This is a genomic window from Mycobacterium neglectum (assembly GCF_002591975.1).
Lineage (GTDB): Bacteria > Actinomycetota > Actinomycetes > Mycobacteriales > Mycobacteriaceae > Mycobacterium > Mycobacterium neglectum.
The window spans coordinates 47353-59820 of the sequence record NZ_NVQE01000014.1; the positions used below are offsets into that span (position 1 = coordinate 47353).

Consider the following 12468-nt stretch of genomic DNA (forward strand, 5'->3'; position numbering starts at 1 on the left):
GCCACCTGGTAAGGCAGGATCGAGTCATGGATCAGCTATGGGCCAATCGCGCCGCCAGCGCAGAGGCCGCGATCTCCAAGCGACATCTGAAGAAGCTGTGGGGAGTCCCGGGAACCCAACTCGGCGTCGTCGCCTGGCCGGCGGCGCGCAAGTACCGGATGTTCGGCACCTGGCACTACTGGTGGCAGGCCCACCTGTTGGACTGCCTGGTCGACGCCCAGCTGCGCGACCCACAGCCCGAACGTGTGGAGCAGATCACCAGGCAGGTCCGCGGCCACCGGCTGCGCAACAACCTGCGGTGGACCAACGACTACTACGACGACATGGCGTGGCTGGCCATCGCCCTCGAACGGGCCGGTCGGCTCGCGGGAGTCAATCGGCCGAAGGCGTTGGACAAGCTGTCCGAGCAGTTCCTCAACTCATGGGTGCCCGAGGACGGCGGCGGTATCCCGTGGCGCAAGCAGGACCAGTTCTTCAATGCCCCGGCGAACGGGCCGGCGGCGATCTTCCTGGCGCGTTATGACCGGCTGCGCAGGGCGCAGCAGATGTCGGACTGGCTCGACGAAACGCTCATCGACCCGGAGACTCATCTGGTGTTCGACGGCATCAAGGGCGGCTCGATGGTTCGGGCTCAGTACACCTACTGTCAGGGCGTGGTCCTCGGCCTGGAAACCGAACTCGCGGTGCGCACCGAGGACGCCGATCACGCCAAGCGGGTGCATCGACTCGTCACCGCGGTGCGCGACAACATGGCACCCGAGGGCATCATCAGGGGCGCGGGCGGCGGCGACGGCGGTCTGTTCAACGGCATTCTTGCGCGTTACCTGGCGCTGGTGGCGACCTCTCTGCCGCAGAACGATGCCGATGACGCGCAAGCCCGCGAGACCGCGGGCAAGCTGGTGCTGGATTCCGCGGAGGCGGCATGGGACAACCGGCAGACCGTCGACAGTCTGCCGCTGTTCGCCGCGTTCTGGGAGCGCACCGCCGAGATTCCCACTGCGGCAGGTAAAGAGGCCGAATTCGTCGAGGGTGCGGTCAACGCCTCGGAGATTCCCGAACGCGATCTGTCCGTGCAGCTCTCGGGCTGGATGCTGATGGAAGCGGCCCACGCGGTATCCGCCACGTGACCTCACCCATGCGGTTGCACCGCGGCCTCAAGGCGATGAAACCTGGAGAAAACGCCGCGGCGGGGCTGCTTCTGCTGGCCACCCTCATAGCCATCGTCTGGGCGAATTCGCCGTGGGCGCAGAGCTATTGGAGTCTGCTGGACACCCATGTCGGTGTCGCGTTCGGCGAATATCACTTCGACATGAGCGTCAAGCATCTGATCAACGACGGCTTGATGACGTTCTTCTTCTTCATCGTCGGACTCGAAGTGACACGCGAGTTCGCCATCGGCGAGCTCACCGATCGTTCCAGGGCCGCGGTTCCCGTCGTCGCGGCGATCGCAGGGCTGGTGGTGCCCGCCGTCATCTTCCTGCTGCTGAACCCATCCGGCGAGAATGCCCACGCATGGGGTGTGGTGATCTCCACCGACACCGCGTTCCTGGTCGGCGCGCTTGCCGTCATCAAACCGAAGTTTCCCGGGCGCCTACGAATCTTCCTGCTGACACTGGCTGTCGTCGACGACGTGGGTGCGCTGATCGTGATCGCGGCGTTCTACTCCGACGCGATCAAGGTGGGGCCCCTGGCGGTTTCGGCGCTGCTGCTCGTCGCCATCGCACTCGTGCGGTTCCTGCCCGCCGCGCGTGGGCCCGCGTACGCGGTGCTGGGCTTCGCACTGTGGGTCGCGCTGTACATGGCGGGCATCCATCCGACGCTCGCCGGTGTCGCGCTCGCGCTGCTCATACCGGTGTTCGCCCCCGAGCGCAGGCAGGTAGAAGACGCTGTCGAGGTAATCCGAGCGTTCCGGCAGTCTCCGAATTCTCAATACGCCCGCGCAGCCACTCGCCGTCTGCGCCAGTCGATCTCCATCAATGAACGTCTGCAGACCGATATCGGACCCTATGTCGCGTTCCTGGTGTTGCCGGTGTTCGCTCTCGTCAATGCCGGCGTCCGGCTGGACGCGGAGAGCCTGAGTGCCGCGGCGCGCTCGCCGCTGACATGGGGCATCGTCGCCGGCCTCGTCCTCGGCAAGTTCATCGGCATCACGGGTGCGACGTGGTTCATGAGCCGCACCGGGCTCGGGGAGCTGGCTCCGGGACTGCGGCTGCGCCGCGTTGCAGGTGGCGCCGCGCTGTCCGGAATCGGCTTCACCATCTCACTTTTCATCGTCGATATCGCGATCAGCGAACCGGCCCGGCAGGACCAGGCACGCATCGGCGTCATCGCCGCGTCGATCATTGCGCTTGTCCTCGGCTGGGCGATCTTCCACGTGACCGATCTGGTGAGCCCACCAGAACCGATCGGCCACAAGCTCATTCGGGACATCGATCCTGAGCGTGATCACGTCAAAGGAAATCCCGGTGCTGGGCTGACGCTGGTTGAGTACGGGGATTACGAATGCCCGTTCTGTAGCCGCGCCACCGGCGGAATCGACGAAGTCCGTGCGCATTTCGGCGACGACCTGCTCTATGTCTGGAGACACCTCCCGCTGGAGCGGGTACACCCCCGTGCCTTCGATGCTGCGCGTGCTGCCGAGGCCGCCGGTTTCCAGGGCAAGTACTTCGAGATGGGTACGGAGTTGTTCGCACACCAGGATGACCTGGAGTGGTCCGATATCTACCGCTATGCCAACTCGATCGGGCTGGATCTCGCACAGTTCGACCAGGACATCCGTGTGCATCCATCGAAGGCGCTGCACCGCGTGCAGGACGACGCAGAGGACGCCGAGGCGATGGATCTGAACTCGACTCCGACGTTCTTCGTCAACGGAAAGCGACACACGGGGCCGTGGGATTCAGCCAGCCTGATCCGCGCTTTGGAGGAGGCCCGTCGATGAGCGGTCAGGCGGCTTCGCCCGCCTCGCGCTTGGCCGCCTTCCGCCGCCGGTACCACTCGAAGACCATCGGCAGCACCGACACCACCACAATCGCGATCACGATGGGTTCGAGCAGATCCTGGATGATCTGGAACCGGCCCAGCCAATACCCAAGCAGCGTGAGCCCGACACCCCACACAACCGCGCCAAGCACGTTGAAGAACGTGAACACGGGGTAGCTCATCCGCGCCGCGCCCGCGGTGAGCGGCGCCAGTGTGCGCACGATCGGAACGAACCGCGCGATGACGATCGCGAACGGGCCGCGCTGCTCGAAGAACGCGTGGGCCTCGTCGAGGTAGCGCTGCTTGAGGATCTTGGCGTCCGGTTTGAACATCGCCGTCCCGACGTTCCGGCCGATCCAGTAGCCGACCTGCCCGCCGAGTACCGCGGCGATCGGGATGAACACCAGCAGCTGCCACAGTTGGAAATTGATCGGCTCGCCGCCGTCGGCCGCCAACGCCTGGGTGCCCGCGGCGAGCATCCCCGCCACGAACAGCAGCGAGTCGCCGGGCAGGATCGGAAACAGCACCCCCGACTCGACGAAGATCACCACCAGCAGGCCCACCAGGGCCCAGGTGCCGAAGTACCCGAGTAGCGTCATCGGGTCGAGGAAGTCCGGCATGAGTGCCAGCTGATTGGCAGCCGCCAGGGCCGAGGTCGTCACCGCCCCAAGATACCGGTCTGACCGGCTTCCCCCTTTTTGACCGTGTGAGGTCGCCGCGTTCCTGCGACAATCGCAATACACAAATCACCGAGAGGAACACCCATGCCCGTCGCAACGCCCGAGGTCTACGCGGAGATGCTGAACCGGGCCAAAGAACACTCCTTCGCGTTTCCGGCCATCAACTGCGTCGGCTCGGAATCCGTCAATGCGGCCATCAAGGGATTCGCCGACGCGGGTAGCGACGGCATCATCCAGTTCTCCACCGGCGGGGCCGAGTTCGCGTCCGGTCTCGGGGTGAAGGACATGGTCACCGGCGCCGTCGCGCTCGCCGAGTTCACCCACATCATCGCCGAGAAGTATCCGATCACCGTGGCCCTGCACACCGACCACTGTCCGAAGGACAAGCTGGACACCTATGTCAGGCCGCTGCTCGCGATATCGCAGAAGCGGGTCGCAGGCGGGGGTAACCCGCTGTTCCAGTCGCACATGTGGGACGGTTCGGCGGTGCCGATCGACGAGAACCTCGACATCGCGCGCGAGCTCCTCAAGGAGGCGGCGGCCGCCAAGATCATCCTCGAGATCGAGATCGGTGTGGTCGGCGGCGAGGAAGACGGTGTCGAGGCCGAGATCAACGACAAGCTCTATACGACCCCCGAGGATTTCGAGAAGACCATCGAGGCCTTGGGGGCGGGCGAGCACGGCAAGTACCTGTTGGCCGCGACGTTCGGCAATGTGCACGGCGTCTACAAGCCGGGCAACGTCAAGCTGCGCCCTGACATCCTTGACCAGGGTCAGAAGGTGGCGGCCGCCAAGCTCGGATTATCCGACGGCGCAAAGCCTTTCGACTTCGTCTTCCATGGCGGGTCTGGATCGCTGAAGTCCGAGATCGAGGACTCGCTGCGCTACGGCGTCGTGAAGATGAATGTCGACACCGATACGCAGTACGCGTTCACCCGTCCGCTCGCGGGACACATGTTCGCCAACTACGACGGCGTGCTGAAGGTCGACGGCGAGGTGGGCAACAAGAAGGTTTATGACCCACGCAGCTATCTGAAGAAGGCCGAAGCGTCGATGTCCGAGCGCGTCATCGAGGCGTGCCGGGACCTGCACAGCGCGGGTCGGTCGGTAACCGCCGGCTGAGCCGGTCAGCTAGCTGGTGCTTGGCAGATCTTCCACTGATCGTCGCGGAATTCCAGGTCCAGGCTCCGCGTCGACCTGGTTTGGGGGGCGTACGCCATGAAGGTCGTGACGTTGGCCTCGGCATGGTCGCCGTTGACGACCACCTGGTCGATGCTGGCGATCACCGGATACCGCTTGGCGGCGGCTATCCGTGAGTGAGTATCCGACCACACGCGGTCGTTGTAGGTGACGTAGTCGTCCCGGGCTTTGCCGCAGGTGATGGTGCGCAGCATGGCCAGGTCGCCCTTCGCGATCGCGGCGTCGTAGTCCTCGATCGCCGTGCGGACCCGGTCCTCCTGGGAGACGCTCGGTTCCGAGTCGCGGGTCAGCAGCAGCGTGCCCAGCACCGCCACGGCCACCAGCGCGGCGATCACCAGCACCAGGGCGATCACCCAGCCCCAACTGCGGCGCTTCGTCGGCGGCGGCGGCTTGGGAACTTCACCGCGCGGCGGAATGACTTGTGGTGAAACATTTTTCGTCACCGGTGCGGGTGCGGTGGCCATCACCTCGGTCGCAGGCTCTGACGGTGTGTTGATCCTCGTCGTCGCCCCCGCGTCGAAGCCGGACGGTGCCGTGAACCTACGCTCGGGTTCTTCGGGGACTTCGGCCGCCATCACCTCGGTGGCCGGCTCGGCACCGACCGCCGCCTCGTCGTCTCCGGCTTCGGTCGCCTCATCGGTGACCTCATCCGGCTGATCTGGCCCCTGTGGATTCGACATCGCTGCTGCAGCCCTTCGTTACAACCCTTCGGCCGCAAAGCTTAACCATCCGGCGGGACTGCCGCCGAGAGCCGCACGGCACAATGGGGCCATGACTCGGATGGGTGACCTTCTCGGACCGGATCCGGTCCTACTTCCCGGCGACCCGGCGGCAGAGGCCGAACTGGCCGCCGCCGAAAACCCGGCCATCGTTGCCGCGGCGCATCCGTCGGCATCGATCGCATGGGCCACGCTCGCCGAAGAGGCGCTGGCCGACGACAAGGCCGTCACGGCCTATGCGTATGCACGGACGGGCTACCACCGCGGACTCGACCAGCTCCGCCGCAACGGCTGGAAGGGTTTCGGGCCGGTCCCATACAGTCACGAACCCAATCGCGGTTTCCTGCGCTGCGTCGCCGCCCTGGCCCGGGCCGCAGGTCAGATCGGCGAAACCGATGAGTTCCAGCGTTGCGCGGATCTGCTCGACGACTGCGATCCCCAGGCTCGACCTGCACTCGGGCTGGGTTGACCGGGCGTCACGACTCGGCTTCGCACTTGCAGTCGGCGGCGCCTTCCGGCGGCTCCACCTGCACTGTGGCGTGGTCAAGCCCATGGGCAGTGAGCACCGCGCGCGCATCGTCGAGAACCAGGGCCGCGTCACGCGTGCTGGTCAGGTGCGCGGTCACCATGTCCTTACCCGGCACCAGCGTCCATACGTGCAGGTCGTGGACTTCGGTCACGCCGTCAACTGCGCACAGCGCATTGCGTAGTTCGTCCACGTCGATGTGGGCGGGCGACGTTTCGGACAGGATCCGCAACGCTGCGCGGGCCAGCGCGAAGGCGCGCGGCAACACCCACAGTGCGACGAACACCGCGACCACCACGTCGGCATAGGGCCACCGCGTCGTGACCGTGACGATGCCCGCGATCAGCACGCCGATGCTGCCGACCGTGTCGGCGACGACCTCCATGTAAGCGCCCTTGACGGCGAGGCTGCTCTCGGAGTGCGACCTCAGCAGCAGCACCACGACCGCGTTGGCGAGCAGGCCGGCCAGTGCCACCACGATCATCGGCACGCCGGGGACCTCGGGTGCGTCACCCAGGCGTTCAAAAGCCTCGTAGAGGATGAACGCCGCCACCCCGAGGAGCAGCACCGCGTTGGCGACTGCGGTGAACACCTCCGCCCGGTGCCAGCCGTAGGTACGCGCCGGTGACGCGCTGCCGTGTTTGGCGAGCAGGACCGCGGTCACCCCCATGAACATCGCGACCAGATCGGTCAGCATGTGGCCGGCGTCGGCGAGCAGCGCGATCGAGTTGATCCACAGCGCGGTGACCAGCTCGATGATGAAGAACGCCGTCAGGATCGCGGCAGCGATGACCATCCGGCTGACTCGCGTGTCCCGCGAGCCGTGATCGTGGCCAGCTCCCATACCCGGCAATCTATGCGTAAACACGCATATGTCGCAAGGGGCCCGCTCAGAACCAGGCGGACCAGAACCGTGTCAGGTTGAAACCGGCACCGATCAACCCGCTGTTCACCCCCGACAGGTCGAAGAACCAGCCGACGAGCGCAAAGAAGTACTGGTTCAGCGGCGTTGCGATCAATAGCAACAAGAAAACGAAAAAGGCCCACGGCTTGGCGGGCTCGAGCGCGCGCTGCGTCTCCGGGCTCAGGTGCGGCTCCAGTGCGCCGTAGCCGTCCAGTCCCGGAATTGGCAGCAGGTTGAGCACCGCGCCGGTGATCTGCAGGAATCCCAGAAAAGCCACTCCGGCCCAGAACACCAGGTGCTCAGGGTCGTAGAACAGCCGCGTTGTCACCAGTAACAGCACCGCGAGCAGCACGTTCATCGTCGGTCCTGCGAGGCTGACGATCGACTTCTGTCGCACGGTCATGAACGAGGTGCGCACCCACACCGCGCCCCCGGGTAAGCCGATGCCACCCAACAGGGTGATCAGAACGGGCAAGCCCAGCGACAGCATCGGGTTGGTGTATTTGAACGGGTTGAGCGTGAGGTAGCCGCGCACTGCGATGTCATGGTCGCCGAACCGCCAGGCGGTGAATGCGTGCCCGAATTCGTGCAGGCTCAGCGACACGATCCAGCCGGCGATGACGAAGATGAACACGCCGGCGTAGGCGAGCGGTGCGCGAAACTCAGCGACCGATATCCAGGCCAGCCAGCCGCCGACGGCGGTCAGCGCGATGATCGCCAGGAAGACGGGGCTGGGGCGCACCGAGGCCTGCGGGTGCAGCGGACGGACGTTCACGGTTTGACGCTACCGAACCGATAGCCAGCCCTGCGTGTGTCGATAGAACGTCGACCTGCGGACGGGGCGTGGCCCCGGTACCCCGTCCCGGACCACGAGCGCGGCGTCGGTGCCCAGCTGCGCGGCGCGCCCTGCGACCCAACGTTTCGGCCGCATACGCGACGACAACGCGGCGGCCCTCAGGCCCGGCATCGTCTCGGTCGGTTCGATCCGCACACCGGTCACCTCGCCGCCGAACAGCGCGATGTCGTCGACGGTGACCTCGCCGCGGACGGTGGCGGCGTCTTCGTCGGGTGGCAGCCAGTACGCGGCCTTGGTGATCACGGCCCCGGTCTCGTCCCTGATCAGCGGGATCCGGGTGGCGACGCCGGTGCGCGCGCGCCTGGCGTGCCACGGCCACCGCACGTGCGCGACCTCCACGTCCAGCCGGTCGGCGCGTAGCAATCGCGTCAGCACGGAGCCCAGGTCAGCGTGCGAACCGACCACGACAACGCGGCGATATTCGGTGACCGCGTCTGCGGTGATCGTGGCCAACGCCCGCAGCGATCGCGGCATTTGCCTACTGTCGAACAGCAACACCACTACGTCAGCTGCGGCCAAAGCGGCTCCTCGGGGTCTGCTGGGATAGGGTGGGTCACCGGCTGGACCCAGACTTTGGGCAGATCAAGCGGGAGAGTACGCGATGCCGGCAATCGTGCTCATCGGCGCTCAGTGGGGCGACGAGGGCAAAGGAAAGGCCACCGATCTACTCGGTGGCCGAGTGCAGTGGGTGGTGCGGTACCAGGGCGGCAACAACGCCGGCCATACCGTGGTGCTCCCATCGGGCGAGAACTTCGCCCTACACCTGATCCCGTCGGGCATCCTCACGCCCGGCGTCACGAACGTGATCGGCAACGGCGTCGTCGTGGATCCAGGCGTGTTGCTCGCCGAGCTCAAGGGTCTCGAGGACCGCGGGGTGGACACCGAACGGTTGCTGATCTCTGCCGACGCGCATCTGCTGATGCCGTATCACGTCGCGATGGACAAGGTCGTCGAGCGATACGCGGGCAGCAAGAAGATCGGCACCACCGGCCGCGGCATAGGTCCCTGCTACCAGGACAAGATCGCCCGTATCGGGATCAGGGTCGCCGACGTTCTCGACGAAGGTCAGTTGGCCGAGAAGATCAGGGGTGCACTGGAATTCAAGAACCAGGTGCTCGTAAAGATCTACAACCGCAAGGCGCTTGATCCTGACGAGGTGGTCGAGGATCTCTTGGCGCAGGCCGAAGGCTTCAAGCACCGGATCGCCGACGCCCGTCTCCTGCTCAACACCGCACTCGAGCGGGGCGAGACCGTCCTGCTGGAGGGTTCGCAGGGCACGCTGCTCGACGTCGACCACGGCACGTATCCCTTTGTCACGTCGTCGAATCCGACGGCGGGCGGTGCGGCGGTGGGATCCGGCATCGGTCCGACGCGCATCACGACGGTGCTGGGGATCCTGAAGGCCTACACCACCCGCGTCGGTTCGGGCCCGTTCCCCACCGAGTTGTTCGACGAGTTCGGCGAGTACCTGTCCAAGACGGGCGGCGAGGTCGGCGTCACGACCGGTCGGCGACGCCGCTGCGGATGGTTCGACGCCGTCATCGCGCGCTACGCGACCCGCGTCAACGGCATCACCGACTTCTTCCTCACCAAACTCGATGTGCTCTCCAGTCTGGAGACCGTGCCGGTGTGCGTCGGTTACACCGTCCGCGGCAAGCGCGTGGACGACATGCCAATGACCCAGTCAGACCTTCACTGCGCAGAACCCATCTACGAGGAACTGCCCGGCTGGTGGGAGGACATCTCCGAGGCGCGCGAGTTCAGCGATCTGCCCGCCAAGGCACGCGATTACGTGTTGCGTCTGGAAGAGCTTGCCGGGGCGCACGTTTCGTGTATCGGCGTCGGTCCCGGCCGGGAACAGACGATCGTGCGGCGGGACATCCTGGCACCGTGACCGACGACCCCCATCTGATTGACCCCGACTACGACAAGCACGGCGGGTTCCCGAACTTCGAGGCCGCCGAGCCCGGGCCGGGATTCGGTCGTTTCCTCACTGCGATGCGGCGCGCGCAGGACCTCGCGGTCTCGGCTGACCCGGATACCGAAACCTGGGAACAGGCCGCCGACCGTGCCGAGGAACTGGTCAAGCTGCTGGACCCGTTCGAGGCGCCAGAGGGTGTCGGGCCGGCCAACCGTGTGCCCTCGCTACCCGGCTCGGGCAGCCTGCTGATGCCGCCGTACCGCGTCACCAGGTTCGAACCCGACGGCGTCGAATTGGGCGTCCACTTCAGCAGGTTCGCCGTCGGCGGTAACTACGCGGTCCACGGTGGTGTGCTGCCGCTGCTGTTCGACTCGGTGTTCGGGATGGTCATCCACGCGGCCGGCCGGCCGATCAGCCGCACCGCCTTCCTGCATGTCGACTACCGCAACGTGACGCCGATCGACACCCCGCTCGTTGCACGTGGCTGGGTGCGGGAAGTCGAGGGACGCAAGGCCTTCGTCAACGCCGAGTTGCGCGACCGTGATGAGAAACTTCTCGCCGAGGCGCACGGTCTGATGATCAGATTGCTCCCCGGCCAGCCCTAGAGGTGTCACGATGGCGGCGTGACCTCCCAACCGATCGACCGTCAGCTGCACGTGTTGTCGACCCCGCGGGCGGCCGCCTTCGCCGGGGTGTTGTTCGCGCTGTTGTTCGGCACCGCACTGGTGATGATCCGCATTTCCCTCCCCGAGGGTGCCGAACCCGGCTCGCAGTGGGCGGACGGTGGCCACGGCATCAGGACATCGGCGGTTCTGATTCCGTTCGCGGGCATCGCCTTCCTCTGGTTCATCGGCGTGGTTCGCGACGGCTTCGGCGGCTTCGAGGACAAGTTCTTCTCATCGGTTTTCATCGGCAGCGGATTGCTTTTTCTGGCAATGATTTTCGTCTCATCAGCGGTGGGCGTGGCGCTAACCCACAGCGGGCTCGAGGACGCGGTGTTCGGGCAGGCGCTATTGCTGGCACTGAGTAAGACCTATGCGCTGCGGATGGCGGCGGTCTTCATGATCTCGCTGGCCACCATCTGGCTGAAGACCGGCCTGATGCCGAAGTGGCTGGTCGTCGTCACTTATCTTGTCGCCGTTGGGCTCATCGTGTCCGCCGACCTCACCATGTGGTTGACGATGGCTTTTCCCACCTGGGTGCTGGTCGTCAGTCTGCTGTTGCTGAGCCGGGCGGGAGTCATCGACCTCAAACGCGACGGGCCCTAGTCAGACAATCGCAGGGCCTGTGAGGGGCAGAGCTTGACGGCCTCGCGGGCACGGTCCAGTTCGTCTTCTGGAATCTCGTCGACGAGAACCACCACGATGCCGTCGTCGTCCTGATCGAAAACGGCGTCGGCAGCCATCACGCAGTTGCCCGCCTGAATGCACACGTCGCGATCGGCAAGCGCTTTCATGTCGTCCATCCCACCTGTAATGATTTCAGGCCGTAGATGAAATGAAACGACCTGAACTGCACGTCGCCGAAGTCCTCGGCGAGCGCCAGGGTGGGGAAGCGGCGCAGGAGCGCGGGGAACGCGATCCGCATCTCCATCCGCGCCAGCGGGGCGCCGAGGCAGTGGTGGACGCCGTGGCCGAACGCCAGATGTCCGGCTGCACCGCGACCGATGTCGAATGCCTCCGGCGAGGCGATGAAGTCCGGGTCTCGGTTGCCCGACGGCAGCGACACGAAGACGAGTTCACCCGCTGGAATCGTGACGCCGGCGACCTGCACTTCGGTGGTGGTGAACCGTGGGATTGCGCTGTGCACGATCGACAGCCAGCGCATCAGTTCTTCGACGGCGGGCCCGACGGCGTCGGGATTGTCACGGACCGCCGCGAGTTGCTCAGGGTGTCGCAGTAGGGCCAACGTGCCCAGGCCCAGCATGTTCGACGTGGTCTCGTGTCCGGCGATCAACAGCAGGCCCGCGATGCCGACGAGCTCGTCGTCGGTGAGCTCGTCGCCGTGTTGGCGGACCAGCATGCCGAGGATGTCGTCGCCCGGCGCTCGACGTGCGCGCTGCACCAACGAATGCATGTAGGCGCGACCTTGCAGCTGCAGGTCGATGCGTTCGGCAATCGGGATGGACAGATCCAGCTGGCGTGCGCTGCGCCGCTGGAAGTCGTCGCGGTCGTCGTAAGGCACCCCGAGCAGCTCACAGATCACCAGCGAGGGAATCGGGAGGGCGAAGCTGTCCACCAGATCGACGGGCGGCCCGGCACTTTCCATCGCATCGAGGTGCTGATCGACGATCTCGGCGATGCGCGGCTCCAACCGCTTCATCCGGCGGATGGTGAACTCCGGTGTGAGCATGCGACGCAGCCGCTGATGCTCCGGCGGGTCGAGTCCGAGCAGATTGCCCGCCCGCGCACTCGCCAGTTCCTCGTCGGAAAGGACCGGAGCCCCGGGCATGATGAACCCTGGCGGGCGCATGTTGGAGAACCGCTCGTGGTCGGAAAGCACGGCCCTGACGTCCTCGTACCTGGTGACGAGATACACCGTCATACCGAAAGAGTTGGTCGCGGTGCGGACCCCTGCGGCCTCACGGATCTCCCGTAGCTCCGGAGTCGGGTCGAACGTGTTGCGCCGCATGTGCAGCGGCAACTGCGGGGCCTGGGTTCCGGAGGTGCCGGTCATCTTT

Annotated in this window: 14 protein-coding genes; 7 read left to right on the plus strand and 7 right to left on the minus strand. The window is 65.7% G+C overall.

Annotation, left to right across the window (positions count from 1 at the left end):
• The first annotated feature begins 26 nt into the window (after window positions 1-26).
• Window positions 27-1127, plus strand: coding sequence for a glycoside hydrolase family 76 protein (locus CSQ99_RS13290; protein WP_099039509.1), 1101 nt, complete (start codon window positions 27-29; stop codon window positions 1125-1127).
• Window positions 1128-1135: 8 nt separating this feature from the next.
• Window positions 1136-2941, plus strand: a complete 1806-nt coding sequence (nhaA, locus tag CSQ99_RS13295; protein ID WP_099039510.1) for a Na+/H+ antiporter NhaA — start codon at window positions 1136-1138, stop codon at window positions 2939-2941.
• Between the two features lie 4 nt (window positions 2942-2945).
• On the opposite strand, the gene CSQ99_RS13300 is transcribed toward nhaA, so the two are convergent.
• Window positions 2946-3602 carry a VTT domain-containing protein gene (locus tag CSQ99_RS13300; protein ID WP_099039579.1) on the minus strand — a complete coding sequence of 219 codons (657 nt, stop codon included), beginning with the start codon at window positions 3600-3602 and terminating at the stop codon, window positions 2946-2948.
• A 144-nt stretch (window positions 3603-3746) separates the two neighbouring features.
• Between CSQ99_RS13300 and fbaA the strand changes: the two genes are divergently transcribed.
• Window positions 3747-4784, plus strand: coding sequence for a class II fructose-bisphosphate aldolase (gene fbaA / locus CSQ99_RS13305; protein WP_099039511.1), 1038 nt, complete (start codon window positions 3747-3749; stop codon window positions 4782-4784).
• A 5-nt stretch (window positions 4785-4789) separates the two neighbouring features.
• On the opposite strand, the gene CSQ99_RS13310 is transcribed toward fbaA, so the two are convergent.
• Window positions 4790-5542 (minus strand): Rv0361 family membrane protein, encoded by a 753-nt coding sequence (locus tag CSQ99_RS13310; RefSeq protein ID WP_099039512.1) that lies wholly within the window; start codon window positions 5540-5542, stop codon window positions 4790-4792.
• 91 nt (window positions 5543-5633) lie between these two features.
• Between CSQ99_RS13310 and CSQ99_RS13315 the strand changes: the two genes are divergently transcribed.
• Window positions 5634-6050, plus strand: coding sequence for a DUF3151 domain-containing protein (locus CSQ99_RS13315; protein WP_099039513.1), 417 nt, complete (start codon window positions 5634-5636; stop codon window positions 6048-6050).
• A 7-nt stretch (window positions 6051-6057) separates the two neighbouring features.
• Here CSQ99_RS13315 and CSQ99_RS13320 read toward each other — a convergent pair whose 3' ends face one another.
• Genes CSQ99_RS13320 through CSQ99_RS13330 form a run of 3 tightly spaced genes read right to left on the minus strand, consistent with a single transcriptional unit; the run spans window position 6058 to window position 8341 of the window.
• The gene (locus tag CSQ99_RS13320) at window positions 6058-6951 is read right to left on the minus strand and encodes a cation diffusion facilitator family transporter (protein WP_099039514.1); all 894 of its coding nucleotides are present in this window, start codon (window positions 6949-6951) and stop codon (window positions 6058-6060) included.
• Window positions 6952-6997: 46 nt separating this feature from the next.
• Window positions 6998-7786, minus strand: coding sequence for a site-2 protease family protein (locus CSQ99_RS13325; protein WP_099039515.1), 789 nt, complete (start codon window positions 7784-7786; stop codon window positions 6998-7000).
• Between the two features lie 9 nt (window positions 7787-7795).
• On the minus strand, window positions 7796-8341 hold the full coding sequence (locus CSQ99_RS13330; protein ID WP_176561013.1) for a peptidase M50: 546 nt from the start codon (window positions 8339-8341) through the stop codon (window positions 7796-7798).
• Window positions 8342-8468: 127 nt separating this feature from the next.
• Here CSQ99_RS13330 and CSQ99_RS13335 point away from each other — a divergent pair, with 127 nt between their 5' ends.
• The 3 genes from CSQ99_RS13335 to CSQ99_RS13345 are packed head-to-tail and all read left to right on the plus strand — an operon-like array spanning window position 8469 to window position 11056.
• Window positions 8469-9761: an adenylosuccinate synthase gene (locus tag CSQ99_RS13335; protein WP_099039517.1), complete on the plus strand. Its 1293-nt coding sequence runs from the start codon at window positions 8469-8471 to the stop codon at window positions 9759-9761.
• On the plus strand, window positions 9758-10393 hold the full coding sequence (locus CSQ99_RS13340; RefSeq protein ID WP_099039518.1) for a PaaI family thioesterase: 636 nt from the start codon (window positions 9758-9760) through the stop codon (window positions 10391-10393). The genes CSQ99_RS13335 and CSQ99_RS13340 overlap by 4 nt, the downstream gene beginning before the upstream one ends.
• An 18-nt stretch (window positions 10394-10411) precedes the next feature.
• The gene (locus CSQ99_RS13345) at window positions 10412-11056 is read left to right on the plus strand and encodes a hypothetical protein (protein ID WP_245908893.1); all 645 of its coding nucleotides are present in this window, start codon (window positions 10412-10414) and stop codon (window positions 11054-11056) included.
• On the opposite strand, the gene CSQ99_RS13350 is transcribed toward CSQ99_RS13345, so the two are convergent.
• Both CSQ99_RS13350 and CSQ99_RS13355 read right to left on the minus strand, forming a co-directional pair.
• Window positions 11053-11244 (minus strand): ferredoxin, encoded by a 192-nt coding sequence (locus tag CSQ99_RS13350; protein ID WP_099039581.1) that lies wholly within the window; start codon window positions 11242-11244, stop codon window positions 11053-11055. The two genes, CSQ99_RS13345 and CSQ99_RS13350, sit on opposite strands and share 4 nt — an antisense overlap.
• Window positions 11241-12464 carry a cytochrome P450 gene (locus tag CSQ99_RS13355; protein ID WP_099039519.1) on the minus strand — a complete coding sequence of 408 codons (1224 nt, stop codon included), beginning with the start codon at window positions 12462-12464 and terminating at the stop codon, window positions 11241-11243. Before CSQ99_RS13355 ends, CSQ99_RS13350 begins: the two co-directional genes overlap by 4 nt.
• Between the last annotated feature and the right edge of the window lie 4 nt (window positions 12465-12468).

Bases quoted from the DNA above. Each gene is read 5' to 3' on its own strand.
- CSQ99_RS13300 (WP_099039579.1), bottom strand. From the start codon at position 3,602: ATGCCGGACTTCCTCGACCCGATGACGCTACTCGGGTACTTCGGCACC.
- fbaA (WP_099039511.1), top strand. From the start codon at position 3,747: ATGCCCGTCGCAACGCCCGAGGTCTACGCGGAGATGCTGAACCGGGCC.
- CSQ99_RS13320 (WP_099039514.1), bottom strand. From the start codon at position 6,951: ATGGGAGCTGGCCACGATCACGGCTCGCGGGACACGCGAGTCAGCCGG.
- CSQ99_RS13290 (WP_099039509.1), top strand. From the start codon at position 27: ATGGATCAGCTATGGGCCAATCGCGCCGCCAGCGCAGAGGCCGCGATC.
- CSQ99_RS13330 (WP_176561013.1), bottom strand. From the start codon at position 8,341: ATGCCGCGATCGCTGCGGGCGTTGGCCACGATCACCGCAGACGCGGTC.
- CSQ99_RS13350 (WP_099039581.1), bottom strand. From the start codon at position 11,244: ATGAAAGCGCTTGCCGATCGCGACGTGTGCATTCAGGCGGGCAACTGC.
- CSQ99_RS13355 (WP_099039519.1), bottom strand. From the start codon at position 12,464: ATGACCGGCACCTCCGGAACCCAGGCCCCGCAGTTGCCGCTGCACATG.
- CSQ99_RS13310 (WP_099039512.1), bottom strand. From the start codon at position 5,542: ATGTCGAATCCACAGGGGCCAGATCAGCCGGATGAGGTCACCGATGAG.
- nhaA (WP_099039510.1), top strand. From the start codon at position 1,136: ATGCGGTTGCACCGCGGCCTCAAGGCGATGAAACCTGGAGAAAACGCC.
- CSQ99_RS13335 (WP_099039517.1), top strand. From the start codon at position 8,469: ATGCCGGCAATCGTGCTCATCGGCGCTCAGTGGGGCGACGAGGGCAAA.
- CSQ99_RS13315 (WP_099039513.1), top strand. From the start codon at position 5,634: ATGACTCGGATGGGTGACCTTCTCGGACCGGATCCGGTCCTACTTCCC.